The 12,419-nt window shown below is 65.5% G+C and carries 10 protein-coding genes; all 10 read right to left on the bottom strand.

The features are described 5' to 3' along the window. Nucleotides 1-990: 990 nt before the first annotated feature. A complete protein-coding gene (locus CQ050_RS29260) occupies nucleotides 991-3,567 on the bottom strand; it encodes an EAL domain-containing protein (RefSeq protein ID WP_233214359.1) in 2,577 nt (858 codons plus the stop codon). 39 nt (nucleotides 3,568-3,606) lie between these two features. Continuing rightward, nucleotides 3,607-4,404: a biofilm regulation diguanylate cyclase SiaD gene (gene siaD / locus CQ050_RS29255; protein ID WP_105560340.1), complete on the bottom strand. Its 798-nt coding sequence runs from the start codon at nucleotides 4,402-4,404 to the stop codon at nucleotides 3,607-3,609. Then, nucleotides 4,401-4,778: a biofilm regulation phosphoprotein SiaC gene (siaC, locus tag CQ050_RS29250; protein WP_105560339.1), complete on the bottom strand. Its 378-nt coding sequence runs from the start codon at nucleotides 4,776-4,778 to the stop codon at nucleotides 4,401-4,403. Before siaC ends, siaD begins: the two co-directional genes overlap by 4 nt. A 38-nt stretch (nucleotides 4,779-4,816) precedes the next feature. After that, nucleotides 4,817-5,356, bottom strand: coding sequence for a biofilm regulation protein kinase SiaB (siaB, locus tag CQ050_RS29245; protein WP_105560338.1), 540 nt, complete (start codon nucleotides 5,354-5,356; stop codon nucleotides 4,817-4,819). A gap of 23 nt (nucleotides 5,357-5,379) precedes the next feature. Next, on the bottom strand, nucleotides 5,380-7,368 hold the full coding sequence (siaA, locus tag CQ050_RS29240; protein WP_199196959.1) for a biofilm regulation protein phosphatase SiaA: 1,989 nt from the start codon (nucleotides 7,366-7,368) through the stop codon (nucleotides 5,380-5,382). Nucleotides 7,369-7,598: 230 nt separating this feature from the next. Next, nucleotides 7,599-8,303 carry an ABC transporter ATP-binding protein gene (locus CQ050_RS29235; protein WP_105560345.1) on the bottom strand — a complete coding sequence of 235 codons (705 nt, stop codon included), beginning with the start codon at nucleotides 8,301-8,303 and terminating at the stop codon, nucleotides 7,599-7,601. Then, a complete protein-coding gene (locus tag CQ050_RS29230) occupies nucleotides 8,303-9,079 on the bottom strand; it encodes an ABC transporter ATP-binding protein (RefSeq protein ID WP_105560337.1) in 777 nt (258 codons plus the stop codon). Before CQ050_RS29230 ends, CQ050_RS29235 begins: the two co-directional genes overlap by 1 nt. Further along, on the bottom strand, nucleotides 9,076-10,041 hold the full coding sequence (locus tag CQ050_RS29225; protein WP_105560336.1) for a branched-chain amino acid ABC transporter permease: 966 nt from the start codon (nucleotides 10,039-10,041) through the stop codon (nucleotides 9,076-9,078). The genes CQ050_RS29230 and CQ050_RS29225 overlap by 4 nt, the downstream gene beginning before the upstream one ends. Next, on the bottom strand, nucleotides 10,041-10,961 hold the full coding sequence (locus CQ050_RS29220) for a branched-chain amino acid ABC transporter permease (protein ID WP_105560344.1): 921 nt from the start codon (nucleotides 10,959-10,961) through the stop codon (nucleotides 10,041-10,043). The genes CQ050_RS29225 and CQ050_RS29220 overlap by 1 nt, the downstream gene beginning before the upstream one ends. 211 nt (nucleotides 10,962-11,172) lie before the next feature. Further along, on the bottom strand, nucleotides 11,173-12,336 hold the full coding sequence (locus tag CQ050_RS29215) for an ABC transporter substrate-binding protein (protein WP_105560335.1): 1,164 nt from the start codon (nucleotides 12,334-12,336) through the stop codon (nucleotides 11,173-11,175). Nucleotides 12,337-12,419: the final 83 nt, after the last annotated feature.

The following is a 12,419-nucleotide window of genomic DNA, read 5'->3' as shown; positions in this document are numbered from 1 at the left end:
CTGCCTTCAGATTCCCTCGGGCGCATCAAGGTTGCGCGCCACCCACCCGACCCCGACGACGAGCTGCGCCGTCTTGGTTTGCGCGCTGCTAGAGCGCGACTTAATGACGAGGTTTGCGGGGCCCGCCGAATGCGGCCGCGGGAGCGGCGCGCTATCGGCTTACGCATCGCATTACGTCGGTGCCTTGGTCGCTTGCGCGCTGGTAGGGAGTGGTTTTCTATTGGCCCCCGCAGTCAAGTGGGGGAGGTGGAGCGACGGGTGGCGCGCGGCCAGCAGTCGCTTGCTTAGCCCGACCTGTACGCGCGCCACCCGTCTAAAAGGGAGGCCAGTGAATGTTGCGAGCGTCGGCTGAAATTTGCAGCATTGCTAGGGTTCCTCGCTTGGCATGCGCGCAGCGGCATCGGGGATCGCAAGACGCCGTGAACGCCTCAAAAGGCCGCCCGGGCGGCCGTCCTGAGGCAAGCCCCGCAAGTCCGTTCTGCACAAGCGCGAAGCGGCATCACGAACCGCAAGACAGAGCCAAGTCCCCGAGGCCGCCCGCGCGGCCGACAAGGGACGACCCCGCAAAATCTTCCAAACCAAAGCCAGCCCAAAGCAAAGCGCAACGATAGCCGCCCACACGCGAAGCGAATCGCGTCACGACGCAAGACGACGCGTAAGCTCCCAAAGGCCGCCCGCGCGGCCGGCCGGGAGCGGGCCCCGCAAGATCATCCACCACCCCACACTGTGGAGCAGAACCCCAAGAAAACCGCCCGCCCCAGCTGACGTCAAATTGCACCTGACGGAGCCCGTCGCGTCGGCGGCCTGGGGTACGCGGGGAGTCGATAAGCCCGAGGGAATCCGAAGGAACTGCCAAAGGCAGTGACGAGGATGACAAGGGGGCAGTCCGGAGCGAAGGCTCCGGACCGCAATCGTTGACCCGCGTACCCCAGGCCGCCGACGTGACGGGCGTCTCAAGAACTCAACGCCTAGCCAAACAAACCCCCACAGTCAAATTCTCCCCCGAAGCCACTCCTCCAAATCCTTAGCCGGCAACGGCGGCGAAAACAGGAATCCTTGTCCCGCCGCACATCCCTGCTCGATCAGGAATCGCCGCTGTTCCTCGTTTTCGACCCCTTCGGCCACCACCGGCAGGCTCAGGCTCTCGCCGATCCGGATGACCGCGCTGGTCAATGCTCGCGCTGCGTCATCGCTCTCCAATCCCTGCACAAAACTGCGATCCAGCTTCAGCTCGTCGACGATCAGGCGCCGCAAGTGGCCCAGGCTGGAATATCCCGTCCCGAAGTCGTCCATCGACAAGCGCACGCCCAGGCGGTGAAGTTCCGCGATGGTTCGCAGCGTGCCGGCGGTGGCGTCCAGGACCACGCCTTCGGTGATCTCCAGCATCAGATCGGCAGGCGCCAGGCCGAATTCGGCGAGCGTGGCCGCGATCATGCGGGGCAGGTTCAGGTTGTGGAAATTCGTGGCTGACAGGTTCACCGATACCGACGGCACGCGCAGACCGTTGCTGCGCCAGACCGCCAGTTGCGAGCAGGCCTCGCGCAGCGCCCAGTCGCCCAGGTCGCCGATCAGGCCGCATTCTTCGGCCAACGGCACGAAACGGGCGGGCGAAATATCGCCCAGCGTCGGATGGCGCCAGCGGGCCAGCGCCTCGACCCCATACAGGCTGCCGTTCTTCAGGCCGACCTGCGGCTGGTAGTGCAGGCGTAACGCCTTGGCTTCCAGCGCGTCGCGCAGGGCGGCTTCCAGGGCCAGACGTTCTTGTGCCTGGCGGTTCATTTCGGCGCTGAAGAACGAAATGCGGTTGCGGCCTGCCGTCTTGGCCTGGTACATCGCCATGTCGGCGTGGCGCAGCAGCGTATCCATGTCGCGCCCGTTTTCCGGGAACACGCTGATCCCGATGCTGACCGACGGGTTCAGCGTGACGCCGCCCACCGAAAACGGCTGGGCCAGCGCCACCAGGATGTGTTCGGCGGCGGCAGTCAGCCGCCCGTGCTCGAAGTCCGGCATCATCATCACGAACTCGTCGCCGGACAGCCGGCCGACGATGTCGGACGCCCGCGCCAGGCGGCGCAACCGCTGGGCCACGTCGCGCAACAAGGCGTCGCCGATGGGATGGCCCAGGGTGTCGTTGACCTGCTTGAAACGGTCCAGGTCCAGGAACAGCACGGCCACGCGCTTGCGTTCCGGCTCGGCGCGCGCGATGGCCTGCTCGGCTTGCGCCAGCAGCAGGTTGCGGTTGGGCAGGCCGGTCAGCTCGTCGTAGAACGCCAGTTGGCGGATGCGGGCGCGTGCCTCTTCGCGCTCCAGCGCCAACGCGCACAGGTAGACGCATACGTCCACCAGGCGATGGTGGAAATCGTCAGGCAGGCGGCGTTCGCGGAAATAGAAGCAGAAGGTGCCAATCACGCGCCCGTCGCTGGACTTGATGGGCGACGACCAACATGCCTTCACATCCTCCGGCAACGGCAGATGGCGGTAATCGTCCCAAAGCGGATCGGTGGCGATGTCCGGCACGATGACGGGGCGGCCCAGGAACGCCGAGGTGCCGCAGGCGCCCGACTGCGGGCCGACCTTCAAGCCGTCCAGCGCGTCGGCGTAGGCGGCCGGCATGCTTGGCGCCGCCAACTGCCTGAGCTGGCCGGCATCGTCCACCCGCAGCACGGTGGCGACCACTTCGGGCGCCAGGCGTTCGACTTCGCGGCACACCATGTTCATGACCTCGACCACCGAGGCCTCGTTCACCATCGCCTGCAGCACGCGGCGCTGCAGCACTTCGTGCACCTTTGTGGGCGTGATGTCGGTCAGCACGTCGACGATGTTGACGAGCGTACCGCGATCGTCGAAGACCGAGTTGGCCATGACAGAGACCCACAGCGGCTTGCCGCAGCGGTCGTAGACAAGCACGTCTTTGTGGTACCCCTCGCGGCAGGCGATGCGGCGGTCCAGTTCCTCGCGGGTGCCGCCGTCGGGCCGGCCGCCGGCCAGCAATTCACCCAGCTCCTGGTGGAGCGCGTCGCCGCGCCCGAAGCCCAGCATGCGCTGGAAACCGTCGTTCACATAGACGATGCGGCCGTCGCTGCCGGACACCGCAACGGCATTACCGGTTTCGTTGATGCCCAGCAGCAACAGGCGGATCTCTTCCTGGCGCTCGGCGTCCGCGATGGACTTGCGCGAAATGACCGCGATGCGCGCGATGTCGCCGCCATCGTCCCGCAATGGCAGATAGGTGGCTTCTATCCACAGCGAACCGCCGTCCTTCTTGCGGTAGCGGCAGGTGCCCGAGAAATGTTCCCCTCGGCGCAGCCGGGTCCAGATCCGTTCTCCGCTGGCAAGGCCTTTGCCTTCGTCCATGCTGTCGCACAGCATGTCGTGACGCAGCGTCAGGGCCTCTTCCGCGGTATACCCCACGGCGGCCAGGAAATTGGCGTTGGCGTTCAACAGCGAGCCGCTTGCGTCGAAGTCGAACAGCAACAGCGCCTGGTCCATCGACGTCAGGTAATTGCCCACATGCCACGCGGCGCCCTCGGGGCCCGCGCTCGAATCGCTTACATGACTATCAAGCATAAGGGGCTCCATACCGGAATACAGCTGTTCCGGCTTCATTCAGCGCTTTGGAAAACCAAGCGCGACGCGGTCTCGTCCGTCCTGCTTGGCCAGGTACAGCGCCTGGTCCGCGCGACTAAGCGTTTCCGAGAAAGTCTCTCCCAACTGGTGATGCGCCATGCCGATACTGACCGTCAGCCTCAATACATCCGCGCCGGCCGCCACCGCCAGCCCGCGCACCGCGCCCACCAGTCGGTCCATGACGCCCTGGGCGGCGTCGGGCTGCGTGTTGGGCAGGAGCACCAGGAATTCCTCGCCGCCCCAGCGTCCGCACAAGTCGTATTCGCGCAGGCTTTGGCCCATCACGCCGGCAAGTTCGACCAACGCGCGGTCGCCGGTTTCATGCCCGTAGCGGTCGTTGACGGCCTTGAAGTGGTCGACGTCCAGCATGGCAACGACAAAGCTCTCGCCGCTGCGCGCCGCGCGTTCGACTTCCTGCTTGATCATTTCCATCAGGGCGCGCCGGTTCAGCAGGCTGGTCAACGGATCGCGGTTGGAGGTTTCTTGTAGCGCGGCGTTCAGATCGCGCATCATGCTCTGATAGTGGTCGGAAATTCGCGCAATGCGCGTCAAGCGGCGCAACTGCCGGTCGAACTGGTCGCACAGACCCAGTTCGCGCTCGTGCGCCATGGACTGGTAGGCGTCCGACAATTGGGTCACGCGTTCGATGCGGGCCATTTGCCCGGCCGTATGCCGCCAAAGCGCCTCGAGCGCTTCGCGCAAGGGATGGCCGTCATAGGCCGGGTCCGCCAGCAGCGCGGTGATGCGCCGATCCAGTTCGGCAGCGCCCGGTTTCATTCGCGGCCGACCACCGAGAACGGAAAGGTGCAGTCTTCCTTGAATTCCTCGGCCAGTTCGCCGACGCGTTCATTGCGTTTGTCGTAGAACCAGGTCACGCTGACCTCCCGGCCTTTGCCGTGGGCGGCTTCGAGCACATCAAAGATATCCATGACGGACTTGATGCTGCTGGTGTTCAGATACAGCAATTCCAGTTCCAGCCTCAACGGGGCGGTCGTGCCCAGCAGGTAAGCCTCGACCCATTCGATCACCGGACCGAACAGTTCAAAGGAATTCTCGGGGTACGAGTCGCCGCGCATCGCCAGCACGCCGGCAGCGGCATCGGCGGTGATGGCGGGCGTGGACTGCGTCCCGGGAATGTTCAGCTCTTTCATCAAATACTCCGAAAATAATACGGGGATACGCGGAGCCTTCAGATCACGACGCTCAGGCTGAAGAACGCGTGCCCTTCCTCCGCGGCGGGCGTCAGGCTGGCTTCCAGCGGGGCGCCGGCGCGGCGTGCGATATCGATCAGGCCCAGGCCCGCGCCCGAGGCCACGCCTTGGGCACGCGGCTTGTGCAGCTGCGTCTTGTATTCGGCCTTCAGGGCCGCCTTGTCCAGCGCGGCCAGTTCCTGGATCCGCGCGACCAGCGCATGGCCGTCGTCGGACTTGACCAGGTTGCCCGCCGACACCACGTAGCGGCTTTCGTCGCGGCGGCCGATCACCACGGTGGCCGAAGCCTCGGCGTCGCCGTTGGCGGCGGCATATTGGCGAATGTTCTGGATCATCTCGATGTAGACCGAAAACACGTCCATCGCTTCGGCCGGCCGCACATGTTCCGCGTTCAGGTAATTCTTGAGCGCGTTGCCGATTTCCTCGATCAGGCTGCGGGAGATCGGCCCGTTGAAGCACAGCAGGGTGCGGTTCTGATTGAACCGTTCGCCCAGCGCATAGAGATCGGAGGCATTCATAGCGGTTACCGCCTTGATAACGTTTATTCGAAACGGAAAGACAGCAAGGTGATGTCGTCGCGCTGGGGACGCGCACCCTGGTATTCGGCCAGCGCTTGCGTAAAAGCGGCGGCCTGTTCAGTTAACGGCTGCCGCGCGTGTCTCTTGAGCATGCCCGCGAAACGCGTGTTGCCGAACCCGAACCCGTGCTCGCCGCCCGCCTGGTCCAGGAAGCCGTCGGTGGCCAGGTAATAGGTCCAGCCGGACTCCATTTGCAAGTCGATATTCTCGTAGACCCCGGTACGCTTGTCGCCCAGCGCGCGCCTGCCGCCGGGAATTTCGCGCAAGGTCTCGCCATCGCTGGCGTACAGGCTGATCTTCGCGCCGGCATACCGCAGCCGTCCCGTCTGGCGGTCAATATATACCAGGCCGGCATCGGTGTTGGTGGCCAGGGCGCGAGGCAGTTGCGCATCCGCAAGCATGGCACGGATGGCCGCGTCGGTACGCGTCAGGATGCCGGCGGGGTCGGCCGGGCCGGCCTCGGTGATCGCCAGGTCGATGGCGGCGCGCGCCAGCATCGTCATCAAGGCGCCGGGCACGCCGTGGCCCGCGCAGTCCATGATGCCCAGCAGGCAGTTGGCGCCATCGGAACGGAAGACGTAGAAGTCGCCGCCCACCACGTCGCGCGGCTTCCACAACACGAAGTGGTGCGCGCCCAGGGATTGCGTCAGTTGGCGGTCGGGCAGGATGGCGCGCTGGATCAGGCTGGCGTAGTCGATGGAGTCGCCGATCTTCTTGTGCGCGGCGGCCATGGCGCGGTTGGCGTCTTCCAGCGCGGAGGTGCGTTCGCGCACCTTGGATTCCAGTTCGGCCGTGTGCTGGCGGACCTTGTCGGCCATGACGCCGAAAGCGCGGCTCAGGTCGCCGATCTCGTCCTGTCCGCCCGGGGGCAGGCGCACGTCGTAGCTGCCGTCGGCGATCGCGCGCGCCGACTGCTGCAGGCGGCGCAGCGGACGCAGCATCAGCCGTTCGACGGCGTAGCCGAAGCCCAGCAGCATGGCCGCGAACAGCACCGCCAGGCCGATCGCCGCCGGCCACAGCCAGCCGGTGTCCAGCACACGCGCGGCACCCAGGTCCACGACCGTCAGCACGTGCCAATGCAGCTCGGGCATATACGCCACGGACACCAGCTGGCGCGCGCCATCGATCTTCACCCACGCCGACTGCACCGACTGCGGATCGGCCTCGGCCGCACGCATGGCCGACCGCAGTTCTTCCTGGCTCGTCCCGTCGTCCAACAGATTGAACACCTTGCCCCGGCCGTCGGCCCCGCCGCCCGCGCCCGAGTTGTAGGCGATCAGCGAGGCGTCCATGTGCGCCTGGATGGCGCCTTCCTGGTCGACGATGATGGGGGTCACGCCGGACTGGCCGCTGTTGACGAAATCGCGCAGGAAACCGCCGACGTCCAGGCCGGCACCGGTCAGCGCCACCACTTTGTCGCCATCGCGCACCTGCACGTTGATCCACACCTTCGTGGTCTTGAGCTTCAGGTCGGGATTGACGTTGATGTTGTACTTGGCCGGCGACTTCAGCGTGGCGTAGAACCAGCCGTCGTCCGCCGCGCCGGGGCTTAGCGTGTAGCGCGGCGCCTCGGACAGCGGCTTGTCGTCGTTGAAGTAATAGTGGCCGCTTGCCGCGCTGGCGATAAAGTAGGCGCGGCCCAGCAAATCGCGGCGGTAGCCGTCGGCTTCGCGGAAGAAGAGCTCGCGGGCGGCCGGATCGCTTTCATTGCGCAACCAGCGGCGAGTGACTTCGCTATCGGCCAGGCGTTGCGACAACGCCAGTTCGCGCGATACCGGGGCCAGAATGCGTTGCCGGTTAAGTTGCGTGAAGTTATCGGCGAATGCCCGGCCGAAGTGGTCCCTGACCCCATCCAGCACCAGCCAGCCGATGACCGCGGCGGACGCCAAAGCGATCACGCATGCCAACAGCAGCGCCATCAATGATTTTTTGCGCAAACCCCATTTCGCCATGCGAACACTTCCTGACAGCTTGATAAGACGTGACGGGCCTGCCCGCCCTGCAGGCTCGAGAGGGGCCAAGCGCGCTAAGTGTAGAGAACCGCCGGGTCAATTGAAACAGGTGCAAACGTCTGGATGCGCTCCAGACACCTTAAGTTTCAGCCCAGCAATGTATGTGCTGATTTATTGCGTTTTATATCGTATTTTTTACCAGCCGGTCCGGCGCCATTGCGGCTTTATTACTACACGCCAAGATAGCGTTCCCACAGGCCGCGGTCGGCATCCAGCGCCCGCGAATCGCCTGTCCAGACGACTTTGCCACGCTCCAGGATCACGTGCTGGTCGGCCAGGCTTAGCAACCTTTCGACATATTTGTCGATGACGAGGATGGTCTGCCCCGCCTGGCGCAGCCTGGACAGGCAATTCCAGATTTCCTCGCGGATCTTCGGGGCCAGGCCTTCGGTGGCCTCGTCCAGGATCAGCAGCCGGGGGTTGGTGACCAGCGCCCGGCCAATGGCCAGCATCTGTTGTTCGCCGCCCGAAAGCTGGTTACCCATGTTGCGCGCGCGTTCGGCCAGCCTGGGAAACAGTTCGAACACGCGTTCGGGCGTCCAGGGCTCGCCAATATCCGGGTTGCGCGCGGCGACGAAGGCGGTCAGGTGTTCACGCACCGTCAGATTGGGGAAGCACTGCCGCCCTTCCGGGACGATGGCCACGCCCACGCGGGCAATGCGGTCGGGGCTCCAGCCGCTGATGTCCTGGCCCGCGAAATGGATCTTGCCTCCCCGCAGCGGCAACTGGCCGAACAGCGTGCGCAGCAACGTGGTCTTGCCCATGCCGTTGCGGCCCAGCAAGGTCACGACCTGCCCGGCGCCAATCTGCAGGTCCACGCCGAACAGCACCTGGCTGGCGCCGTAGCCGCTCTGGGCCGATTCGATGGTGAGCATCATGCCGTCTCCTCGTCGCCCAGATAGGCTTGCCGCACTTCCGGGTTGGCGCGGATTTCGTCGGGGGTGCCGGTCGCGATGACGCGGCCATACACCAGCACCGACAGGCGATCGGCCAGGCGGAACACCGCCTGCATATCGTGTTCGACCAGCAGCATGGCGGCCCGTCCCCGCAGGGTTTCGATCAATTCGGTCAGGCGGACGGTCTCGTCCGGGCCCATGCCGGCCATGGGTTCGTCCAGCAGCAACACGCTGGGGCGCGCGGCCAGCGCCAGCGCGAACTCCACCTTGCGCTGCTCGCCGTGCGGCAAGGTGCCCGCCGGCCGGTCCAGCAGGGCGGCGTCGATGGCGCATTCCCGAGCCAGCTCGCGCGCCTGTTCATAAAGCGCCGATTCCGCGGCGCGCGGCTTCCAGAACCGGAAGCTGCTGCCCGCGTGGGCCTGCACCGCCAGCACCAGGTTATCCAGCACGCTGGACTGCTTGAAGATATTGGTGATCTGGTAAGACCGCGACAGCCCGGCCGACACGCGCTGGTGCGCATTCATGCCCGTGACGTCGCGCCCGCCCACCGTCAGCGTGCCGGAATCCGCGGCCAACGTGCCAGACAGCAGGTGAATCAGCGTGGACTTGCCCGCGCCGTTGGGGCCGATCAGGGCGTGGATCTCGCCCGGGTTGAGCGTCAGCGACACATTGTCGGTGGCGACCAGCGCGCCGAAGCGGCGGACCAGCCCGGCGGCCTGCAACGCAGGCGCGGTGGCATTGATAGACGGATTCATGATCCCACCTTGCCGGATTGAGGCGTGGCGCGTCCGCCGAACAACGGGCCGAACAGGCCGACCAGGCCGCGCGGCGCGCCGAACACCACGCACAGCAGCAGCACGCCCAATGGCAGGTGCCAGTATTCCGTCCACAGGCGCAGCACTTCTTCCAGCGTCAGCATCACCACCGCGCCAGCCACGCCGCCCCAGCGCAGGCCGATGCCGCCCACCAGCACCATGATCAGCAGGTTGGCGGACTGCGTCCAGTGCATCAGGCTGGGCGAGATGAACAGATTGTGGTTGGCCAGCAGCGCGCCGGCCAGGCCTGCCGCCGCGCCGCTTAGCGTGAAAGCCGCCAGCTTGATGCGGTAGACGGGGTAGCCCATGGATTCCATGCGCGATTCGTTCTCGCGGATGCCCTGCAACGCCGTGCCGAAACGCGAGGACACCACGCGGCTGAAACCCCACATGATCAGCGCGAACAGCACCAGCACCAGGTAATAGAAGCTGACGTCATGGGACAGATCGATGCCCGGCAAGGTGGAATAGCCCGGCAGGTTCAACCCGTCTTCGCCGCCATACTGGCGCAGCGAAATGAAGATGTAGAACAGCATCTGCGCGAACGCCAGCGTGATCATGATGAAGTACACCCCACGGGTGCGCAGCGAGATCGCCCCCGTGATGCATGCCAGCACGCCCGCCAGCAGCATGGCGACCGGCCAGACGACCAGCGCCGAGGTGATGCCCGACATCGCCAGGATGCCCACCGCGTAGGCGCCCGCACCGAAGAACGCCGCATGCCCCAGCGCAACCATGCCGCCGTAACCCAGGATCAGGTTCAGGCTGGTCGCCGCCAGTGCGTAGATCAGTACGCGCCGGACGAATGAAATATAGAAGTCCAGGCCCAGCGCCGGCGCCACCAGCGGGAACACCGCCAGCGCCGCCAGGAGGACCACGGTCCAGAGTGTGGTTCTCATCATCAACCCCGCGCCGGAAACAGGCCGGAGGGCCGGAACACCAGCACAGCCGCCATCAATACATAGATGGCGATGGCGGCCAGCGTCGGTCCGACGCTGGAGGCCACCGCCGGAGAAAAGACCTGGCGCAGCAGCATCGGCAGGAACGCCCGCCCCGCCGTGTCCACCATGCCCACCAGCAAGGCGCCGACGAAGGCGCCGCGGATCGACCCGATTCCGCCGATCACGATGCAGACCAGCACCAGAATCAGGATTTCTTCGCCCATGCCGACCTGCACCGAGGTGATGGGCCCCAACAGGGCGCCGGCCACCGCGGCCAGCATGGCGCCCAGCACGAAGACGCCCAGGAACAGCAGCGGCACGCGCACGCCCATCAGCGTGGCCATCTGGCGATTGGAAGCGCCGGCCCGCACCAGCACGCCGGCGCGGGTGCGCGTCACGAACCAGTACAGGCCCGCGGCGGCGGCCACGCCGAACACGATGATCATCAAGCGGTAGGCGGGGTACAGCAGGTCGGGCAGAAGCCGCACCGGGCCGGACAGCACGGCCGGCATGTTGAGCATGACGGGCGCGGGGCCCCAGATCATTTTGACCAGGTCATTGGCGATCAGGATGACGGCATAGGTGCCCAGCACCTGGGCCAGGTGGTCGCGCAGCGCCAGGCGGCGGATCAGCGTCAGTTCCAGCGCCACGCCGACCAGGCCGGTGGCGACGGCCGCCACCAGCACGGCGGCGGTGAAGGACCCGGTGCGCTGCATGGTCTCGGCGGCGACGTAGGCGCCGGCCATGTAGAGCGAGCCGTGAGCCAGATTCATGATGTCCATGATGCCGAACACCAGGGTCAGCCCGGCCGCGATCAAAAACAACATCAACCCAAACTGGAGACCGTTCAGCAATTGCTCGACGATCAGCGTAAACGTCATGAATACTTCCCCCTGCCGCAAATCGCCGATGGCTTTGCTCGCGGCCAAATCACCAAACCACCTGGTTATGCCTCACGCGACCCACCCTGCGCAGCCCATGAAACGTGCCCGCCCGAGCGGGGTCGCGCGGAGCCGGCTTCGCCGGTCCGCAGCGACGCCCCCTTGAGGGGGAAGCGCGCAGCGCGTCGGGGGTGGGCCTTACCCTCTCCACCTATAGCTTGCACTCGCCGACGTAGACGTCCTGGTACTTGTCGAACACCTTGCCCACCAGCTTGTTGGTGATGCGGCCGCTGCCGTCCTTGTCGACGACGCGCAGGTAGTAGGACTGGATCGGATAGTGGTTCTTGCCGTAGGTGAAGCTGCCGCGCACCGACGGGTAATCGGCCTTTTCCAGCGCGGCGATGATGGCCGCGCGGTCCGAGGCCTTGCCGCCCGCCTGCTTGACGGCGGCATCCATCGCCATGATGACGTCGTAGGCCTGGGCGGCGTAAACCGACGGGTAACGGCCGTTGTATTCCTTGCGGAAGGCGTCCACGAAGACCTTGTTCTGCGGCACGTCCAGGTCATGCGCCCATTGCGCCGTGTTGTACATGCCCAGCATGGGTTCGCCCACGGCCTGGATCACGTCTTCGTCGGCCGAAAAGCCCGGACCGATCAGCTTGACGCTTTGCGACAGGCCGGCCGACACGAATTGCTTGACGAAGTTGATGCCCATGCCGCCCGGCAGGAAGATGTAGACGGCGTCCGGCTTGGCGGCGCGGATCTGCGCGATTTCGGCGGCATAGTCGATCTGGCCGAGCTTGGTGTAGACCTCGTCGCCCGGAGCGGTCTTGTAGCCGCGCTTGAAGCCGGTCAGCGCATCCTTGCCTGCCGGATAGTCCGGCGCCATGATGAACATCTTCTTGAAGCCGCGATCCGCCGCGACCTTGCCGGCCGCTTCATGGAAGGCGTCGTTCTGATAAGACGTGCCGAACCAGTAGTTGTTGCACTGGGCGCCGGCAAACTGGCTGGGGCCCGGGTTGTTCGACAGGTAAGGCACCTTGGCTGCGAACAGCGCAGGGCCAACGGCCAACGCCACGTTCGAACCGATGGGGCCCGTGAAGAAATCGATCTTGTCGCGCTGGATGTAGCGCGTGACCAGCTGGCGGGCCTGGTCGGGGTTGCCGCCCATGTCGGTCTGCACGAATTCGGCGGGCTGTCCGCCCAGCTTGCTGCCCAGTTGCTTGATGGCCAGGTTGAAGCCGTCGCGGGCTTCTGCGCCCAGCGCCGAGAACGGGCCGGAGATATCGTTGGCGATGCCGACCTTGACGGCATCCGCCATGGCCACGGCCGGCACCAGCGCGGCGACGGCAAAAAGGGAAGTGATCAAACGCATGGTGGTGTGCTCCGTGCGCGAGCCCGCGCAGAGGGTGTTCTTATTGAAGGTGCGATTCGAATGACTTCTGTGCCCGGCCTGCC

The organism is Achromobacter sp. MYb9, from assembly GCF_002975275.1.
In the GTDB taxonomy this organism is placed as follows: domain Bacteria; phylum Pseudomonadota; class Gammaproteobacteria; order Burkholderiales; family Burkholderiaceae_B; genus Achromobacter.
This window is presented reverse-complemented; position numbering and strand designations above follow the sequence as displayed.

Excerpts from the sequence above, each read along its gene's own strand:
- CQ050_RS29260 (WP_233214359.1), bottom strand. The coding sequence starts at position 3,567 with ATGCTTGATAGTCATGTAAGCGATTCGAGCGCGGGCCCCGAGGGCGCC.
- siaD (WP_105560340.1), bottom strand. The coding sequence starts at position 4,404 with ATGAAACCGGGCGCTGCCGAACTGGATCGGCGCATCACCGCGCTGCTG.
- siaC (WP_105560339.1), bottom strand. The coding sequence starts at position 4,778 with ATGAAAGAGCTGAACATTCCCGGGACGCAGTCCACGCCCGCCATCACC.
- siaB (WP_105560338.1), bottom strand. The coding sequence starts at position 5,356 with ATGAATGCCTCCGATCTCTATGCGCTGGGCGAACGGTTCAATCAGAAC.
- siaA (WP_199196959.1), bottom strand. The coding sequence starts at position 7,368 with ATGGCGAAATGGGGTTTGCGCAAAAAATCATTGATGGCGCTGCTGTTG.
- CQ050_RS29235 (WP_105560345.1), bottom strand. The coding sequence starts at position 8,303 with ATGCTCACCATCGAATCGGCCCAGAGCGGCTACGGCGCCAGCCAGGTG.
- CQ050_RS29230 (WP_105560337.1), bottom strand. The coding sequence starts at position 9,079 with ATGAATCCGTCTATCAATGCCACCGCGCCTGCGTTGCAGGCCGCCGGG.
- CQ050_RS29225 (WP_105560336.1), bottom strand. The coding sequence starts at position 10,041 with ATGATGAGAACCACACTCTGGACCGTGGTCCTCCTGGCGGCGCTGGCG.
- CQ050_RS29220 (WP_105560344.1), bottom strand. The coding sequence starts at position 10,961 with ATGACGTTTACGCTGATCGTCGAGCAATTGCTGAACGGTCTCCAGTTT.
- CQ050_RS29215 (WP_105560335.1), bottom strand. The coding sequence starts at position 12,336 with ATGCGTTTGATCACTTCCCTTTTTGCCGTCGCCGCGCTGGTGCCGGCC.